The organism is Streptomyces sp. NPDC029169 (assembly GCF_055563935.1).
This window is the reverse complement of sequence record NZ_JBVHXA010000017.1, coordinates 94,480-111,886: the sequence shown is the minus strand read 5'-3', so window position 1 is coordinate 111,886 and position 17,407 is coordinate 94,480. Positions and strand designations below refer to the sequence as shown.

Annotated in this window: 17 protein-coding genes; 5 read left to right on the top strand and 12 right to left on the bottom strand. The window is 73.4% G+C overall.

Annotated features, from left to right (window positions below; all coding sequences use genetic code 11):
* Positions 1-364 precede the first annotated feature (364 nt).
* Together ACZ4VI_RS27620 and ACZ4VI_RS27615 are read right to left on the bottom strand one after the other, a co-directional pair.
* Entirely contained in the window at positions 365-1,597 is a 1,233-nt protein-coding gene (locus ACZ4VI_RS27620) for an aminotransferase class I/II-fold pyridoxal phosphate-dependent enzyme (RefSeq protein WP_468003476.1), read from the bottom strand.
* Positions 1,598-2,265: 668 nt separating this feature from the next.
* Positions 2,266-4,116: a transketolase gene (locus ACZ4VI_RS27615; RefSeq protein WP_468003474.1), complete on the bottom strand. Its 1,851-nt coding sequence runs from the start codon at positions 4,114-4,116 to the stop codon at positions 2,266-2,268.
* A 233-nt stretch (positions 4,117-4,349) separates the two neighbouring features.
* On the opposite strand from ACZ4VI_RS27615, the gene ACZ4VI_RS27610 reads away from it, so the two are divergent.
* A complete protein-coding gene (locus ACZ4VI_RS27610) occupies positions 4,350-5,186 on the top strand; it encodes a methyltransferase domain-containing protein (RefSeq protein WP_468003472.1) in 837 nt (278 codons plus the stop codon).
* Between the two features lie 21 nt (positions 5,187-5,207).
* Positions 5,208-5,555 carry a VOC family protein gene (locus tag ACZ4VI_RS27605; protein WP_468003470.1) on the top strand — a complete coding sequence of 116 codons (348 nt, stop codon included), beginning with the start codon at positions 5,208-5,210 and terminating at the stop codon, positions 5,553-5,555.
* Positions 5,556-5,571: 16 nt separating this feature from the next.
* On the opposite strand, the gene ACZ4VI_RS27600 is transcribed toward ACZ4VI_RS27605, so the two are convergent.
* The 4 genes from ACZ4VI_RS27600 to ACZ4VI_RS27585 all read right to left on the bottom strand — a co-directional run bounded on the left by ACZ4VI_RS27600 (position 5,572) and on the right by ACZ4VI_RS27585 (position 9,369).
* A complete protein-coding gene (locus tag ACZ4VI_RS27600; protein ID WP_468003468.1) occupies positions 5,572-6,144 on the bottom strand; it encodes a Clp protease N-terminal domain-containing protein in 573 nt (190 codons plus the stop codon).
* A complete protein-coding gene (locus tag ACZ4VI_RS27595) occupies positions 6,144-6,353 on the bottom strand; it encodes a helix-turn-helix domain-containing protein (protein ID WP_315894318.1) in 210 nt (69 codons plus the stop codon). The genes ACZ4VI_RS27600 and ACZ4VI_RS27595 overlap by 1 nt, the downstream gene beginning before the upstream one ends.
* A gap of 78 nt (positions 6,354-6,431) precedes the next feature.
* Positions 6,432-8,414 carry a DUF5107 domain-containing protein gene (locus tag ACZ4VI_RS27590; protein ID WP_468003466.1) on the bottom strand — a complete coding sequence of 661 codons (1,983 nt, stop codon included), beginning with the start codon at positions 8,412-8,414 and terminating at the stop codon, positions 6,432-6,434.
* A 49-nt stretch (positions 8,415-8,463) separates the two neighbouring features.
* Positions 8,464-9,369, bottom strand: a complete 906-nt coding sequence (locus tag ACZ4VI_RS27585) for an arginase family protein (protein WP_468003464.1) — start codon at positions 9,367-9,369, stop codon at positions 8,464-8,466.
* Between the two features lie 59 nt (positions 9,370-9,428).
* On the opposite strand from ACZ4VI_RS27585, the gene ACZ4VI_RS27580 reads away from it, so the two are divergent.
* The gene (locus ACZ4VI_RS27580) at positions 9,429-9,761 is read left to right on the top strand and encodes a DUF6204 family protein (protein ID WP_468003462.1); all 333 of its coding nucleotides are present in this window, start codon (positions 9,429-9,431) and stop codon (positions 9,759-9,761) included.
* On the opposite strand, the gene ACZ4VI_RS27575 is transcribed toward ACZ4VI_RS27580, so the two are convergent.
* The 4 genes from ACZ4VI_RS27575 to ACZ4VI_RS27560 all read right to left on the bottom strand — a co-directional run bounded on the left by ACZ4VI_RS27575 (position 9,749) and on the right by ACZ4VI_RS27560 (position 12,513).
* Positions 9,749-10,321 carry a GNAT family N-acetyltransferase gene (locus tag ACZ4VI_RS27575; protein ID WP_468003460.1) on the bottom strand — a complete coding sequence of 191 codons (573 nt, stop codon included), beginning with the start codon at positions 10,319-10,321 and terminating at the stop codon, positions 9,749-9,751. The genes ACZ4VI_RS27580 and ACZ4VI_RS27575 overlap by 13 nt on opposite strands.
* A 57-nt stretch (positions 10,322-10,378) precedes the next feature.
* Complete coding sequence (locus ACZ4VI_RS27570) at positions 10,379-10,720, bottom strand: hypothetical protein (protein ID WP_468003458.1); 342 nt, start codon at positions 10,718-10,720, stop codon at positions 10,379-10,381.
* On the bottom strand, positions 10,717-10,959 hold the full coding sequence (locus tag ACZ4VI_RS27565) for a LapA family protein (RefSeq protein ID WP_468003456.1): 243 nt from the start codon (positions 10,957-10,959) through the stop codon (positions 10,717-10,719). Before ACZ4VI_RS27565 ends, ACZ4VI_RS27570 begins: the two co-directional genes overlap by 4 nt.
* Before the next feature lie 123 nt (positions 10,960-11,082).
* Positions 11,083-12,513 carry an MFS transporter gene (locus ACZ4VI_RS27560; protein ID WP_468003454.1) on the bottom strand — a complete coding sequence of 477 codons (1,431 nt, stop codon included), beginning with the start codon at positions 12,511-12,513 and terminating at the stop codon, positions 11,083-11,085.
* 157 nt (positions 12,514-12,670) lie between these two features.
* Here ACZ4VI_RS27560 and ACZ4VI_RS27555 point away from each other — a divergent pair, with 157 nt between their 5' ends.
* Both ACZ4VI_RS27555 and ACZ4VI_RS27550 read left to right on the top strand, forming a co-directional pair.
* Complete coding sequence (locus tag ACZ4VI_RS27555) at positions 12,671-13,420, top strand: GntR family transcriptional regulator (RefSeq protein WP_468003453.1); 750 nt, start codon at positions 12,671-12,673, stop codon at positions 13,418-13,420.
* A gap of 117 nt (positions 13,421-13,537) precedes the next feature.
* On the top strand, positions 13,538-14,635 hold the full coding sequence (locus ACZ4VI_RS27550; RefSeq protein ID WP_468003451.1) for an adenosine deaminase: 1,098 nt from the start codon (positions 13,538-13,540) through the stop codon (positions 14,633-14,635).
* 66 nt (positions 14,636-14,701) lie between these two features.
* On the opposite strand, the gene ACZ4VI_RS27545 is transcribed toward ACZ4VI_RS27550, so the two are convergent.
* Positions 14,702-15,391, bottom strand: coding sequence for a GNAT family N-acetyltransferase (locus ACZ4VI_RS27545; protein WP_468003449.1), 690 nt, complete (start codon positions 15,389-15,391; stop codon positions 14,702-14,704).
* A gap of 151 nt (positions 15,392-15,542) precedes the next feature.
* Positions 15,543-17,321 carry a CocE/NonD family hydrolase gene (locus ACZ4VI_RS27540; RefSeq protein WP_468003615.1) on the bottom strand — a complete coding sequence of 593 codons (1,779 nt, stop codon included), beginning with the start codon at positions 17,319-17,321 and terminating at the stop codon, positions 15,543-15,545.
* Between the last annotated feature and the right edge of the window lie 86 nt (positions 17,322-17,407).

Genomic DNA, 17,407 nt, shown 5'->3' with positions numbered 1-17,407 from the left:
GCCGTCACGCACGGCCTGCGCGGCCTGGGCCGGGGCGGTCCGGCCGTCACGTCCCGCCTGCGGGGCCGGGGCGGAGGCGGTCCCGCCGTCACGCACGGTCTGCGGGACCTGGGGGGAGGCGGTCCCGCCGTCACGCACGGTCTGCGGGACCTGGGGGGAGGCGGTCCGGCCGTCACGTGCCGCCTGCGGGGCCGGGGCGGTGCGGTCGTCGCGTGCGGCCTGCGGGGTCCGGGCGGAGGCGGTGCGGTCGTCGCGTGCGGCCTGCGGGGCCTGCGTCGGCCGTGCCGTCTGTTCCGTCATCTGCGGGCTCCGTTCTACGCGGTTCGTCGGGACGGTCGTGCAGGCGGATGAAGTGCCCCTTCGGTCACCGGAGTTCCTCCAGGGCGGCTCCGAAGGAGCTCAACGCGCGGGCCACGTGCGGCAATTCCACCGGGTTCGCCGAGGTGAGGGATTCCATCAGCTCCTCCTCCGTCGTACCCAGGAACGCGCCGGTGTCGAAACGCACCCGCAGAGCGCCGAGTTCGTCGCCGAAGCGGTGGCCGCCGGGGACGGCGGTGCCGAGCCGCCGGCTGAGGTGGTTCTCCAGCTCCATGGAGTCGGTGACGCCCCGGGCGGCGAGCCCGGCCCGCAGCGGTCCGAGGTCGGCGTAGAGGTGGCGGCCGGCCTGGGGCGGCCGGGCGAGGGCGCCGGCGGAGAGGACGGCGCGGTGGGCGGCTGCGCCCACGCGCGCGTGGAGGGCCGCGACGAGGGCGGCCCGTACGGTGACGTCCTCCGGCTCGTCGAGGGCGTGCGCGGCGGCGGGGGCGACCGGTCCCGCGACGAAGGCGCCGAGCGCGGTGAGGATGTCGAGGGTGCGGGCGCGCGGGTCGGCGTAGCGGTCCGCGCGGTCGGGGGCGGTGGGCGGGAAGCGGGCCACGGCGCAGGGCCAGGCGGCCGGGGCGAGCGCGGCGCCCAGGTCGTACAGGACGGTGACGTCGTCGGGGCACATCTCGGCGGGGCTGAGGAGCACGGTGTCGTGGCGCCGGTGCAGGGTGTCGCGCCAGGTCTCGTCGCTGATGATGTGCAGCCCCTCGGCAACGGCGGCCTCGCACGCCTCGCGGACCAGTTCCGGCGGGGGGACGGTGGCGGTGGGGTCGTCGGCGACGGAGAGCAGGAGCACCCGGGGGTGGCCGCCCTCGGCGCGGATCCGCCGGACGGTTTCGAGCAGGGCGTACGGATCGGGGACGCCGCCGCACTCGGCGGGGGTGGGCACGTGGTACGCGGGGCGGCCGAGGAGTCTGGCCTGCGGGGTCCAGTAGGCCGGGCAGGGCCGGGGCATCAGGAGGTCGCCGCCGTGGGCGGCGATCAGCGCGAGCAGCAGGGGCTGGGCGCCGGGTGCGGCGACCACGTCCCCGGCGTGGGTGCGCAGGCCGCGCCGCCAGAAGTAGCCGACGGCGGCCTCGCGGAGCACGGGTCCGCCACCGGGCGGCTCGACGTCGGTGCGGTCCGCGGCGGCGGCGAGGATCGCGGCGAGCCCGGGCACCACGGGGAGTCCGGGCTCCGGGGCGGGTGGTCCGTAGCTCACCGGGCCGCGCCCTTCCGGGGCCGTCTGCCGCATCTCCCGCACCTCCCGAACACCGGCCGCCGCCCCGCACGGCGCGCCTCACTGCCCTTTATACGAAGGTTGGGAGGGCTTCGCCGCTTCAGCGGCCGTCGGCCGCGCCGCCGGTAGGGGGTTTCGGGCGGGGCCGCGCGGCACCCGGCCCCGGGTGTCACCGCCGAAGCCCCCGCCCCGGGCGCCCAGGGCCGTCCGGGTGAGGGTCCGGAGCGGGCCGGAGCCGACAGCGTCACGCCAGGAGCCCACGGCACGCCACGCGACGGCCCCCGCGGGCCTGCCGCGTGGCGCCCCGACGGGACAAGGGACCTGCGGGCGTCCCGCCCCTGCGGGGCCAGGAGCCCACGGCTCGCCGCGACGGGCCCCGCAGGCCTCCTGCGTTGCGCCCCGACGGGACAGGGGACCTGCGGGCGTCCCGCCCCGGCGTGGCCAGGAGCCCACGGCTCGCCGCGACGGGCCAGGAGGGCCTGCCGCGTGCCGCCCTGGCGGCTCGCCGCGACACGCCAAGCCGGGCCTGCCGCGTGGCGCCCCGACGGGTCACCGCCGTGGCGCCCCGGCGGGACAAGGGACCTGCGGGCGTCCCGCCCCGGCGGGGCCAGGAGCCCACGGCACGCCGAGTCGGGCCAAGCCGGGCCTGCCGCGTAGGCTCCCCGCCGGGTACCGCCCCCCGCTCACCGCACCAGAACGCGTTCCAGCATCAGCTCGACCGCCGAGATGATCGCGTCCGCGTCGATGCCCGCGTCGTGGAGCTGTTCCTCCGGGGTCGCCGAGGCCGGCATGGAGCGGACCGCGAGCCGGGCCAGGCGCGGCATCCCGCCGTGGCCGTTGGCGTAGGCGTCGGCGACCGCGTCACCGAGGCCGCCCTCGGGGCGGTGGTCCTCCACGGTCAGGACGCATCCGGTCGTACCGGCCGCCTGGTCGAGGGTGGCGGCGTCGGCCGGCTTGACCGAGTAGAGGTCGATCACGCGGACCGGCAGGCCCTCCTCCTCCAGCCGGTCGGCGGCCCGCAGGGCCTCGTGCACGGTCACTCCGGCGGCGACCACGGTCGCCCGGTCGTCCTCGCCGTGGCTGCGGAGCACCTTGCTCCCGCCGACCGGGAACTCCTCGTCGGGCCCGTACACGACCGGCGTGGCGCCGCGCGTGGTGCGCAGATAGCGGACCCCGTCCAGGTCGGCCATGGCCGCGACGAGCCGCGCCGTCTGGTTGGCGTCGCACGGGTAGAGGACGGTGCTGCCGTGGACCGCGCGCATCATGGCCAGGTCCTCCAGGCCCATCTGGCTCGGCCCGTCCTCGCCGATCGAGACGCCGGCGTGCGAGCCGACCAGGTTGATCCCGGCCCGGCTCACGGCCGCCATCCGGACGAAGTCGTACGCGCGGGTGAGGAACGCGGCGAAGGTCGAGGCGTACGGCACGTAGCCGCGCGCCTGGAGCCCGACGGCCGCCCCGACGAGCTGCTGCTCCGCGATCCAGCACTCGAAGTAGCGCTCGGGGTGCTCCTTCGCGAACCGATCGGTCCGGGTCGAGTCACTGACCTCGCCGTCGAGCACGACGATCTCGCCGCGCGTCTGCCCGAGGGCGGCGAGGGCCGCCCCATAGGCGTCCCGGGTGGAGACCTTCTCGCCCCGGTCGTACGTGGGGAGCGGTGGCGCGCCGCCCCGGAACGGGCGCGGCACCAGGGCGGCGGGCGGGTCGGTGACCTGGACGCTCAGGTCGCTGTAGCCGCCGAGCTCGGCGATGGCGGCCTCGGCGTCCGGGAGGGGCTTGCCGTGCATGCCCTCGCGGTTCTCGACGGCGGCCACGCCCCGGCCCTTGCGGGTGGCGGCGAGGATCGCGGTGGGCCGGCGGACGGTCGCGCGGGCCTCGCGCATCGCCGCGTCGACGGCCTCCACGTCGTGGCCGTCGATCCGTACGGTGTGCCAGCCGAAGGCCTCCAGGCGATCGGCATAGGCGCCCAGGTCGTGCTGGTGGCGGGTGGGGCCGCGCTGGCCGAGCCGGTTGACGTCGACGATCAGGGTGAGGTTGTCGAGACGGCAGTACGCGGCGTGCTCGACGGCCTCCCAGACGGACCCCTCGGCCATCTCGCTGTCCCCGCTGACCACCCACACCTGGTACGGGACGCGGTCGAGGAACTTCCCTGCGAGCGCCATGCCGACCCCGATGGGCAGGCCCTGCCCCAGCGAGCCGGTGGCGACGTCGACCCAGGGCAGCCGGGGTGTGGGGTGGCCTTCGAGGAGGCTGCCCTCGCGGCGGAAGGTCAGCAGCTCCCGTTCGCCGACCACGCCGGCGGCCCGGTACATGGCGTAGAGCAGGAGCGAGGCGTGCCCCTTGGAGAGGACGAGCCGGTCGTTGCCGGGATGGTCGGGGCGGTCGAAGTCGTAGCGGAGGTGCCGGGCGAGGAGGACCGCGCCGATCTCGGCGGCCGACATCGCGGAGGTCGGATGGCCGGAGCCGGCGGCATCGGCGGCGCGTACGGCGTCGACGCGGAGCTGCTGGGCGAGCGAGGACATCGTTTCGTACCGCATCGAGAGCCTTCCTCCACGTGCCTGTGCGGCGCGTCCGGTCGCTGCGGGATCCACACCGCCCGGGTACCCAGGCCGCGGAACCGTATGCCCGCCAATATGGGGTCGCCGGGGCGCGGCGACCGCCGAGAATGCGCCGAATCTCGACTATGCCGTCCACATCGCGAGATCACGATCTCACCATGTGTCAGATGGGCGTACCGTTGCCCTAGCCACCCACACGAGGGAGTCCGGTCATGACGCACGCATCCGAACAGTCCAGGCCTCAGGAAACCGCCGTCTACACCCATGGGCACCACGAGTCGGTGCTGCGCTCGCACAGTTGGCGTACCGCCGCGAACTCGGCGGCGTATCTGGTACCCGAGCTGCGGCCCGGTCTGGACGTCCTGGACGTGGGCTGCGGGCCCGGCACGATCACCGCCGATCTGGCCGCGCTGGTCGCACCGGGACGGGTGACCGCGGTCGACGCCGCCGAGGACGTACTGGAGAAGGCGCGGGCGGCGGCGGCCGAACGGGGCCTGGAGAACGTGGAGTTCGCGGTCGCCGATGTCCACGCCCTGGACTTCCCCGACGACTCCTTCGACGTCGTCCACGCCCATCAGGTGCTGCAACACGTGGGCGATCCCGTGCAGGCGCTGCGCGAGATGCGGCGGGTCTGCCGTCCGGGCGGCGTGGTCGCCGCCCGGGACAGCGACTACGGCTCCTTCACCTGGTATCCGGCCTCACCGGCCCTGGACCGGTGGCAGGAGCTGTACCAGCGAGTCGCCCGGGCCAACGGCGGCGAACCCGACGCCGGACGGAGGCTGTTCTCGTGGGCGCGGCGGGCCGGGTTCACCGACATCACCACGACGGCCGCCACCTGGTGTTTCGCGACGCCGGAGGAGCGGGCCTGGTGGAGCGGGCTGTGGGCGGACCGGACGACGGAGTCCGTCTACGCGAAGCTGGCGGTGGAAGGCGGCCACACGACGTCAGAGACGCTGACGGAGATCTCCGAGGCGTGGCGGGAGTGGGGCCGGCAGGAGGACGCCTGGTTCATGGTCCCGCACGGCGAGATCCTGTGCCGGGTCCCCTGATCCTCAATTAGGCTCGCCCGCATGGAGATTCTCGGGACCACGCTTCGTGTCTGCGTCGACGAGCTCGAACCCGCGGTGGAGTTCTACGAGCGGCTCACCGGCGCCCCCGCCCTCCGTTTCGAGCGGGGCGGGGTGTCGGTGGCGGCCGTCGGCTGCTTCCTCCTGATGAGCGGACCGGAGTCGGAGCTGGAGGTCCTGCGCAAGGTTGCCGCGACCATCTCCGTCGAGGATGTGGACGCGGCGTTCACCGCACTGACCGGGGCCGGCGCCAAGATCATGGCCGGCCCGGTCCCCACCCCGGTGGGCCGCAACCTGATCGCGGTGCACCCGGACGGCTCGGTCTTCGAGTACGTCGACCGGCGGTCCTGACCCGCTCCGCTCCGGATCAGGTGGCGGACACGCCCTGGCCGAGGGTCCGTTCCACCGCTTCGTACGTGATGCCGTGGTCCGCCAGCGCCTCGGCCACGACACCCGGGCGGGCGGTCAGGGCCAGGAGCAGGTGTTCGTCACCGATCGTCTTCTCGCGGCGGCCGAGGCAGATCCGCAGGGACCGCTCCAGGACGCTCTTGGCGTCACGGCTGAACGAGGGCCGTCCGGAGCGCCGGTCGTTCTCCTCGCGGCCGTTCTCCTCACGGTCGTCGGCGAGCGCGCCCGGACCGTGCGCCTCCTCGACGCGGGCGACGATCTCCGGCACGTCGATGCCGAGCTCCGCGAGCGCCTCGGTGTCGGCCTTCGACAGACCGCCCCTCCGCCGGGCATCGGCGAGCGCCGCCTCCAGCGAGGATCGCGTGTCCGCCGCCCCCAGCGCCCGCAGCACGAAGGACGCCTTGGTGCCCTCCGCGTCGAGCAGCGCGAGCAGCAGATGCCCCTCGGTGACCACGGGGGCGCCCTGACGCCGGGCCTGGTCGACCGCCCCGGTCACCGTCGCCCGGGCCCCTCGCGAGAATCGCTCGAACATCAATGCCTCCCGTACTTCTTGTGCACGGCCTGACGGCTCACACCCAGCTCCGCCGCGATCTCCTGCCACGACCAGCCCTGAGCGCGGGCGCTGCGCACCTGGACGGCCTCCAACTGCTCCAGGAGCCGCCTCAGCGCGGAGACGGCACGGAGGCCGACCCTGGGATCGCGGTCCCCCGCCCGTGCGGCGAGATCGGTTGCATCGGTCATGATGTCAACCTACGTTGACACCCCTCCCTTGTCAACCGAAGTTGACAAGGGAGGGGTGCCGGCCCGGCCGTCCGGGGCTTAGGGACGCATCCGGAACTCGTAGCGGTCCGGGAGCGGCTCGTCGGTGAGGGCCGACCAGACCTCGCCCAGGGTCTCCGCGCCCTCGCGCAGGTCCGCCACCTCGAAGCCCTCGTCGAAGACCGCCCGGGCCTCGGCCTTCCTCCCCTCGGCGAGGAGGAGGCGGGCCTCCAGGAGGCGGAAGGCGCCACGGGCGCGCACCGATTCCGGCAGTCGGTCCAGGAGGGCGCGGGCCTGAGGGACACACCCGGCCGCCAGGAGCGCGGTGACGGCCTCACGGCCCAGGGCGGCGGTCACCACGGCGTCGCCGTCGGCGGGGTCGGCGTCGCCGTCGGCGGGATCGGCGGGGTCGGCGGGCAGGGCCTCGAAGGCCTCCGCGTACCGTTCGGCGGCCCGCACCGGATGCCCGCCCTCCTGGTCGGCGACGGCCAGGCAGTACAGCAACGGCCAGCGCAGGCCCGCCTGTTGGAGGCCGCGCTCCCAGCTCCGTACCGCCTGGGCGAGATCGCCCGCGTGCCACTGCGCGATCCCGAGGTGGTACTCGGTCAGGGGCTCGGCCGGCGCGGTCTCCAGCATGTCCCGCCAGTGGTCCGCGACCAGGGAGGTACCAGGTGCGGCGCCTTCGGCCAGGGGCGGCAGGACACCCGTGCGGAGGAGCTCCAGCCAGGGCTTCTGCTCCTCCCCCAGGGTCGACGCGGGGAACGGCGTTCCGGGCAACTCATGGGCCCCGGCGAGGACTTCGAGCGCGCCCCAGCCGGATCCCGTCGCGAGGGCGGTGACCGGTTCGGCATCGGCGGGGCCCGCGCGCCACGCCTCGTACGCGGCGTCGACGGCGGCGCGCGGCAGGGCCGTCTCCAGGGACCGCTCCACGTCCGCGCGGGCCGCCGCCCAGTCCTCGCCGTGTACGACTCCGGGCACGGCGGCCAGCGGTCCGTACGCCTCCAGCCAGCTGAACTCCGCGCCGCCCTCCAGGCTCAGGTGCTCCAGCTGGGTCCGGGCGAGGCCTGCCTGGATCTCGGCGTAACCGGGGGCTCCGGGGGCGGTGAGCCACTCCTGCCAGCGGCGGCCGCCCCGGGCCGTGCCCCAGAGGAACAGCTTGCGTCCGCGCAGCAGGTCCGTCGACGTCTGCACGAGTCCCGTACCGGTCTCGTCGAGGGCGGCGATCCAGCGCCGTCCCGTGTCCGGGACGTCGTAGAAGTAGTCGGCGGGCAGGGAGCTGCGCAGCGGGTACGTACGGTCCACACCGTCCTGGGGAACGGGGACGGGGACGCGGCGCAGGCCGCCCTCGTAGCCGTGGAGCCAGGCCGTGTCCGCCGGGGCGAGGATCCGGCGGTCCGCGGGGACGGCGGTGTTGGACCACCAGTAGACCGGGACGGTCCGCTCGTGCGGATTGCGGATCCGTACGCCGACATGGAGGAAGTCGCTGCCCTCGGGCAGCCACAGGTCGACCTGGAAGGGCAGATCGCGCAGCCGCTCCCACTCCCACAGGCGCAGCATCTCCCCGCCGCCGGGCGCCGGGACGATCGCGGCGTGCAGCGGGGAGCAGGCGAGGGTGGTGTGGCCGGTGGCGCCGATGTTCCACTCGATGCCGCCGGCGAACCAGGCGCCGTTGAGGGCGAAGGCGGCGGGCTGGAACACCGGGTTGCGGTGGACGAGTTCACGCCCGGTGGGCTTGTGGTGCAGGGAGTGGACGCGGCCGCCGAGGCCGGGCAGCACGGTCGCGCGCAGCCGGTCGTTCTCGATCACGATCGCGTCGAGGTCGGCGGGCACGCGCTCGCGTCCGTAGCCGTCGCGGACGGGGACCGGCAACAGGGTGCGCAGCGGCGCGAAGCCGAGCTGCCGGGCCATGTCGCGCGGCATGTCCTGGGTGTCGCGTCGGTCGACCGTCGGGGTCCCGTCGAGGGTCCGCAGGGCGGGCAGCGGGTTGTCCGGGCCCAACGGGGCCGCGGGCAGGGTCAGTACGGCACGTCGTACGGTCGTCATGTCGACCATGGAACACGGCGGGCCCGCGGCTGACCAGTGGGTCTCTCCGTCAGTCTTCGGCAAAGGCGGCGACGACGAGGTCCGTGAGGAGCGCTCCGGCCGTGCCGTCCGGGTCGAGATCGGGGTCGTAGATCGTGACGTTGAGCCCCACGCAGCGCTCGGAGCGGACCAAGGTCCGTAGCAGCGGCGCGAGTTCGCCGGGCAGCAGCCCGTCGGGGTCGGGGCTGTCGACGGCCGGCATCACGGAGGGGTCGAGGACGTCGGCGTCCAGGTGCACCCAGAAGCCGTCGAGCGCCGGTGTCGCGAAGGCGGTGACGGTGGCGGCGGCGAGTTCGGCGGGGCCCCAGGCGCGCAGGTCGGCGACGGTGACGACGGGGACCTTCAGGGAGCGCAGCTCGACGAGTTCGGGATCGTCGTGGTAGGCGTCACGGATGCCGAAGAGCCGGACGTCCTCCTCGCGGAGGTAGGGCCCGAGGCCTTCCAGGTCGGTGAGGTCGCGCTGGCCGCGTCCGGTGGCCAGGGCCAGTTCCTCACCTCCGGCGGCGCCGACCCGGTGGGAGTTGCCGGGGTGGCGGAAGTCCGGGGAGGCGTCGATCACGGCGAGCCCGTAGCGGCCGATGCGGCGCAGGGCGAGGGAGGCACCGAGCTGGATGGAGCAGTCACCGCCGAGGACGACGGGGAAGTCCCCGGCCCGTACGTGGTGTTCGATGCGGTCGGCGAGCGTGCGGGTGTACGTCGCGAGGGCGGCGGCGTTGAAGACGCCGTCGCCCTCCTGCCAGTCGCCGCGGTCGTAGCGCGGCGGGACGACGACTCCGCCCTCCAGGGCGCCGAGCCGGGCGACGATCCGGTTGTCGCGGAGGGCACCGGCGAGCTTGTGGCAGCCGGGGACGGTGCCGGGAGCCGGCGGGCGCAGGCCGAGGTTGGACGGGGCGTCGAGGGCCACGATATTCCGCATGCGCCTCATCCTCTCCGCCGTAGTCTGGATCTTCAACGGTGACGGGAGTACGGAGAGAGATGAGCACCCAGCACACCTACCGGGTGATCGTGCGCGGCGCGTTCGAGGGGCTGTCGGAGGAGAGCCGGGCCCGGCTGCTCGCCGAGGTCGACGCGCACGGGATGTCGGCGCTGCGGTTCACGGAGGAGGGTTCGCTCGCCTACGACAGGACGCTGAAGCACTTCTCGTACCGGCTGGTCGTCGTCTCGGACGCGGCGGACGGCGAGGAGATGGCCGGGGCGATCGCCGAGGACCGGGTGGAGACGGTGCTCGGGGAGCTGGGGCATGGTCACGGCGAGCTGAAGTCGTCCGTGACCGACATGGACACGATGAAGATCAACTACAGGCGCTGAGCAGCGGACGCGGGTGCCGGTGCGGGCGCGGTGATCGCCCACCGTTCGTGGTCGCGCCAGGCGCCGTCGATGAAGAGCAGGGCGGGCGAGAACCCCTCCAGCCGGAAGCCGGCCCGCTGCACGAGCGCGCGGGAGGCGGCGTTGCCGGGCTGAATGTCGGCCGACAGCCGGTGGAGCCCCAAGGGCCCGAAGGCGTACGGGAGGAGAAGGCCCAGCGCCTCGCTCATCAGCCCGCGCCCCGCCGCGTGCGCGAAGGCCCCGTAGCCGAGGGCGCCGCTGAGGAACGCGCCGCGGACGATGTTGTTGATGTTGACGAACCCGGCGATCCGGCCGCCCTCCCGCCGCTCGCAGACGAGGAAACCGGTCTTGGCTGGGTCCTCGGTGATCGCCCGCGCGTAGGTCGCGAACGCGTCGGGGTTGTCAGGCGGAAAGAGCCAGGGCCGGTGCATGGCACGACTCTCGCGCGCCCGCGCGGTGAACTCCTCGGCATCACCGAGTGAGTAGGCCCGCAACCCGACGCGCGGACCGGCGGTGAGGTACTGACCAAGATCGTCGCCCATGCCCTCAGGCTACGGCGCCGGGGTCAGCGGCGGGGGGCGGCGGGGTCAGCGGCGGGGTCAGCGGCGGGCTGAGGTGACTCGGGGTGGGCAGGTTTCGCCGTTCTTCGTTACGCCGATCACGACCGTCGTCCGGCCGTCGAGCGCCGCGCCCTCGGACGGGTACTGCGTGCACACCCGCCAGTTCGGCGGCCAGAGCACCCGGCGGTCGCGACCGCCGACGTCGTGGACGTCGAGGCGGGTGCGGGGGGCGAGGGTGGTGAAGACCCGCCAGAGGCCCTTGCCGAGGAACGCGGGCATCGGCGCGGCGTCGTCCGCGGCGACCGCCTCCTCCCCCGAGCTGACCGCCATCGCCGCGAGCGCGAGGACCGCGCCCGCGCCCAGGATCGCCGCCCGCCTCATGAGCGCCGCCGGGCGGCCGCGTAGTAGCCGCACGCCCCGCCGAGCACGGTCGTCGCGAGCAGCGCCAGATAGAGGGGCATCGTCACCTCGGGGACGATCAGCCGGACCTTGACGTGCCGGGTGTTCTCGAAGATCAGGACGAGCGTCAGCACGGCGACGGCCGCCATCGCGATCCGGCCCGGCGTGAAGGGTCCGGAGCGCCGGGGCCCGCCGGTGCTCGATGTCTCCGTGGGACTCATGCCCGGACCTCTCCTCCGTCGTACGCGGCCGCCCCCGTGGGACCAGGATGGAGGGATCCGGTCCGCACGGGGGCGGTGGGAGGGCCGTACGGGTGAGGGTGCGGCCCCGCCCGTCGTACCCGGTCAGTGGTGGGCGAGCACCAGCTGCGGCTCTTCGTCCGGCGCGTCGGCCGCCGGGTCGGGCCGCTGGATGAGGAACGCGGTCACGACCCCGATGCCGAGCAGGGCGAGCGCCGTGTACATCGCGTGCTGGTAACCCGCCTCGGTCGGACCGCCCGCGTCGCTGCCCGCCGTGATCATCGCGGAGGCCAGGGCGATGCCGAGGGAGGCCCCGATGCCGAAGCAGGCGCCGTTGAGGCCGGAGAGCGAACCGGGCTTGTCCTTCGGGGCCGTGGTGACGGCTAGGCCGTTGAGGCCGGTCAGCATGAAGCCGCCGTACGTGACGCCGAGCGCCGCGAGCGAGGCGACCAGGATCCACTCGTTGTGCAGGAAGAACGTGGCGAAGAGGAAGATCGCGAAGTTGGCGATCGCGCCGGTGACGACGATCGTGCGCCAGCCGATCTTCGGGCCGAGGCGGCCGGTCAGCGGGGCGGAGATCACGCCGATCAGCTGGATCGGCGTGAGGAAGAGGACGGCGGCGGTGACGGCGGAGAGGCCGAGGCCGACCCGGGCGTCCTGCGAGAAGAGCGGGATCGTCAGCGCGATGGCCCCGAAGGCGCCGCCCAGGGTGCAGATGGTGGTGAGCAGCAGCGGCCAGGCGCGGCGCGAGGCCAGGACCTCGATGTCGATGACCGGGTTGGCCGCGCTCTTCTGCGAGACGACGAAGAAGACGAGCGAGGCGAGGCCTCCGAGCAGGAAGCCGAGGGTGAGGACGGAGGTCCAGCCCCAGGCGGCGCCCTGGGCGAGCCCGACGAGGACGCCGGTGAGGCCGAGCGCGAGGGCGGCGATGCCACGGGAGTCGAAGCGCCCGTCGGCGGCGGTGGGCGGGACGTCGGGGACGTACCGGCGTACCCCGATCAGGCCGGCGACCGCGATGAGGGTGGAGCAGACGAAGATGCCGCGGAAGCCGATGGTGTCGGCGATCTGTCCGCCCGCGATGGCGTCGACGCCGGCGAGGCCGCCGTTCACGGCCGTGATGATGCCCGCGGCCTTGCCGAAGCCGGCCGGGGTGAGGAGCTGGTTCAGGGTGAGGAAGACGAGGGTGAACATCGCGGCCGAGATGCCCTGGAGGATGCGGCCGGCGATGAAGATCTCGATGTTCGGCGCGAAGACGCAGAGCAGGTTGCCGACGATCAGGACGAGGGCGCAGACGATCATCATCGGCTTGCGGCCGCGCTGGTCGCTGAGGCGGGCGAGGGTGACCTGGCCGATGGCCGCCATCAGGAAGAAGAGGGTCTGGGAGAGACCGGCGGCGGCCGTGGTGGTGCCGAGGCGCTCGATGACATCCGGCAGTGCGGGGCTGAGCATCGTGGCGTTGATCTGGTACCCGAGGACGGCGAGCACCATCGCCAGGAGCATGGGCCCACGGCCCTTGAGGTCGGATGCGGCTGACATGTGGGCCCCTTTGCCGTGGATGTCCTGTCGATGAATCTTGCTTGTCTGACAAGCAGCGCCCAGACAGAGTGAGTTCTACGCGCGTCACACGTCAAGTCCCTTTGACCTGTGATTCCGGATACCGTTCACTTGCCGACAAGCACGTGGAGGAGGGGCAGTGGCAGTCAGCGGACAGCAGCGGCGACCGGTCGTGGTGCTCTACGAGCGGATCGCCGACGCCATCCACGACGGCACCTATCCCCCGGGCTCGACGCTCCCCTCGGAGCCGAAGCTCGCCGGTGAGCTGGGTGTCAGCCGGCCCGCCCTGCGCGAGGCCCTGCTGCTGCTCCAGGAGGACGGCCTGCTGTCCGTACGGCGCGGGGTCGGCCGGACCGTCAACGACCACCCGCCGCGGCGTGGCTTCGAGCACATCCAGCCCCTGGAGGAGCTGATCGGCGCGGGCGCGTCGCTGCGCGTACGGGCGCTGCTCCGGACGGTGGAGGAGCCCACCGACTTTACCACCCAGCACCTGCTCGCGCCGGCCCGGGCGGAGCTGCGGTTCTGGGAGTCGCTGCTGGCCGGGGAGGGTGCGGCGGCCGCGCTCAGCCAGGAGTGGGCGGCGGCCGACGACGTACTGGCGCGGGCGCATCCGGACTTCGCCGAGGCGCTGCGCACGGAGCCTTCGCCCGAGCGGACCTCGATGCTGGCGGTGCTCGCCGGGGCCTCGCGTGGGGTGCCGCTGGCGGCGCACAGCAGCGTGACCGCGACGCTGCTCGGCCAGCGCCGCGGCGAACAGCTCGGCCGCCCGGCCGACACCCCGGCGGTCCTGGTCACCCAGGTCGTCCGGGTCGGAGACACCCCGGTCCTGGCCGCCAAACACATGCTCCCCACGGGCGCGCCGGCCTTGCCGGTGCTCCAGTCGAACTGACCCGCGACGCCTGCGGCGCCGCCCCGCGCTCCGGGGCGGTCCCGTTCCGCCAGCGCCGCAGCGCCTGTCGGCGCCGTCACAGCACCCGCACCCCGGCGTGGCGTACACTTCCGCGCCATGCACTTGTCTGACAACTCTGCCGCTTCCCTCCGCACGCCCGTCGCCGAGTGGATCCGCCGCGCGCCGAAGGCCGTCCTGCACGATCATCTGGACGGCGGGCTGCGCCCCGCCACCATCGTCGAACTGGCGCGGGAGTGCGGCTACACCGCGCTGCCGACCGAGGACCCGGCCGCGCTCGCGGTCTGGTTCCGGGACGCCGCCGACTCCGGCTCGCTGGAGCGGTACCTGGAGACCTTCGCGCACACCTGCGCGGTGATGCAGACCCGTGAGGCGCTGCACCGCATCGCGGCCGAGTGCGCCGAGGACCTGGCGGCGGACGGGGTCGTCTACGCCGAGATCCGCTACGCCCCCGAGCAGCACCTGGAGGGCGGGCTGACCCTCGACGAGGTCGTCGAGGCGGTGAACGAGGGCTTCCGCGAGGGCGAGCGCCGTTCCGGCGGCCGGATCACCGTCCGTACGCTCCTCACCGGCATGCGCCACACCGACCGTTCGCTGGAGATCGCGCAGCTCACCGTGGCCCACCGCGACCAGGGCGTGGCCGGCTTCGACATCGCCGGCGGCGAGATCGGCAACCCGCCGACCCGCCACCTGCCCGCCTTCCAGCACCTGAAGCGGCACAACTGCCACTTCACGATCCACGCCGGCGAGGCCGTCGGCGCGGAGTCGATCCACGAGGCCGTCCAGGTCTGCGGCACCGAGCGCATCGGCCACGGCGTGCGGATCACGGACGACATCGCCGAGGACGGCACGCTCGGCCACCTCGCCGCGTACGTCCGCGACAACCGGATCGCGCTCGAGGTCTGCCCGACCTCCAACCTGCAGACGGGCGCGGCCAAGGACTACGCCTCGCACCCGATCGACGAGCTGCGCCGCCTCGGCTTCCGGATCACCCTCAACACAGACAACCGGCTCGTCTCCGGCACCACCATGAGCGAGGAGTTCCAGCACATGGCGGAGGCCTTCGGCTACGGCCCGGAGGTCTTCGAGGAGTTCACGGTCGCCGCGCTCGACGCCGCCTTCCTCCCGCTCCCGGAGCGGCAGCGGCTGATCGACGACGTCATCCGCCCGGGATACGCGGCGCTCGCGGCCCGCTAGGCGTACTCAAGGAGCAAGGAGCCCCCTGCCCGGCTTGCCGGGCGGGGGGCTCCTTGCTGAGCCGCCCTACGCCGGTACGAGCGGCCCGCGCGGCACCCCGTCGAACAGGGCCGCCCGGTCGAGCCGGGCCTCGATGACGGCCCGTACCGCCGGCCACTCCTCGTCCAGGATCGAGTAGAAGGCGGTGTTCCGCACGGCCCCGTCCAGGCCCCGCGAATGCGCACGGCGCACGCCCTCGCAGGTGGCGCCGAGCCGTTCGATGGCCGCCCGGGAGCGCACGTTCCGGGCGTCGGCACGGAACGAGATCCGCCGTACGCCCCACACCTCGAAGGCGTGGCGGAGCATGAGCAGCTTGGCCTCGGTGTTGATCCCCGTGCCCTGGGCCCGGGGCGAGAGCCAGGTGTTGCCGATCTCGGCCGCGTCGGGCACGGCCGTGAGCGGATCGCCGTACGGCACCCCGGGCACCGAGGGCCAGACCAGCGGTCCCTGCCAGTAGTGGAGCTCCAGGAACCGTGTCGAGCCCACGACCCGTCCGTCGGCGGTACTGACCACGGCGAAGGGGATCGCCCGGCCCGCGGCCTGTTCGGCCAGGGCCCGTTCAAGGTAGATCTCTGCCGCGTCCAGGCTGTGGGGGACGGGCGTGAACGCGTACGTCGTACGGTCCTCGGTGCCGGCCGCGGCGATGGCGGCGGCGTGCTGTGGTGCGAGGGGTTCCAGCCGTACGGTGCGGCCGGACAGCACAACGGGAAGTGGCACGGGGCCTTCGGTCCTTCTAGGAGTGGGGAGCTGCCCCGCACCGACGTCACGGCGCGAAGGCGGAGGCATAGTCTCCGTCCCGCCGCCCGCAGAGTGGGAAAAGGACAGGTAAAGAAAGACCGAAGGTCGCGTGAATCCACCCATCCGGCTGCTACCCCACCCGGCCCTTGACAACGGGCAGTTCCAGCGTTCCCGTGTCCTCCGGCGCGCTGGTGACGGTCACCGGCTTGATCCCCCGGTTGCCGACGTACGCGTCGTCACTGGCCGCGATCACGAACTGGAGGCGGTGGCCCGTCTCGTACCGGTGGACGATGCCCGGCAGCTCGACCGTGAAGGGCCGGGTGACGTCCGGCACCCGCACCGGCGCGACGAGGCGTTCGACCAGCGTCTTGGTGCCGTCCGGCGCGATGTCGTAGATCTTGGCGAAGAGGACCAGCTTGTCGGCGGCGTCGCCGGAGTGCTGAACGCGTTCGGTCTCCGGGGAGACGACCCGGAGCGTCGCCTTCGGGGCGCCGACGACGTCGACGGGCGCGGCGAGCGGGGCGCTGGTCCAGCCGAGGTGGGTGCCCGGGAGGTCGTACGGCCGCGGGTCGGTCAGGCCGATCAGGCCGACGAGCGAGGACTCCGAATGGCTCGTCGGGACCAGCCAGTTCAGGTACTCGCGCGAGCCCCGGGCGACCTTGGCGCGGTTGTCGACGAGCTTGCCGTCCCCGGAGAGGTAGAGCTTCTGGCTGAGCGCCGGGACCGTGCCCGCGGTGCCGTAGCCGCTCTGCCAGTCACGGTAGTAGGCGAACGCGGGCCCCGTGTCGGTGCTCGGGTCGCGCCGCAGGTACCGGGCGAACCAGGCGAGGATGCGCTGTCCGACGTAACTCGTCTCCAGATTGCCCTGCCCGAGGTTCAGCTCGCCCGCAGCCGGGTCGGTGATGCCGCCGCTGTGGCCCCAGGACTGCCAGATCATCCGGGTGTCGACACCCCGTGCCTTCAGCTGCTCGTAGGTGTCCTGGGCCTCGTTGAGGTTGAAGAGGCTGTCGGACTGGCCCTGGACGATGAGGGTCGGAGCCTTGACCTTGTCCAGGTACGAGACCGGCGAGACGCTCCGGGCGAAGTCGAGCATCTTCTTGGTGTCGGCTTCGGGGTAGCGGCCGGAGTTGAGCAGCCGGACGGTGTCGCAGGCGTCGGTGACGAAGTGCAGACAGCCGAGGCTGTTGATCCGGGAAGGGTCGAGGGAGGGGACGAGCAGCGGCTGCCCCTCCCCCATCAGGTAGAAGCCGTTGGCCCACTGCCATTTGAAGACCCCCGGGGTCGCGCGGTCGGCGCTGTTGGGGGCGAGGGAGTAGGCGAGGTCGTTCCAGGTGATGAGCGGGACGAGCGCGTCGAGCCGGGGGTCGGCGGAAGCGGTGGCGAGCTGGATCGCGCCGCCGTAGGAGCCGCCGATCATGCCGACGCGCGGGTCGCCCGCGCCGTCAAGGGTGACGAAGTCGGCGCGAGTGCCGTCGTCGGCGGCGCGGGTGCCGCCGAGGAAGTCGAGGAGCCGGGCGGCGGCCTGACCGTCGATGCGGGGGTCGTCGAGGGAGATCAGGCAGCCGGTCCTGCCGAAGCCGAGCCCGGAGTAGACGAGTCCGACGTAGCCCCGGGCGGCGAACGCCTTGCCAATGGCGTCGGTGGACCCGTCCGCTTTGCTCCCGCCGAAGCCGTTGGTGGCGAGCACGGCGGGAGCCGGGTGCGCGGCGTCCACTCCGGCCGGTCGGTAGAGATCGGCGTCGACCGTGCACGTACGCCCGCCCGCCTCTACCGTGAAGGTCAGCGGGGTGACGGTGTACGGGACGGTCTCGGCACCGCGCGCCGGACCGGCGAGCGCGAGGGGCGCGGCCACCGCCGTACTCGCGGCCAGGGCAAGGAGCTTGCGGGACAGCGGTAGCGCACGGGACACGGACACGGGGACCTCCACGCTGAGGATTACCGACTGGTAAGTACCGAGCGGGGCCCATGGTGTGACACGTGTCAGAGTGCGTCAAC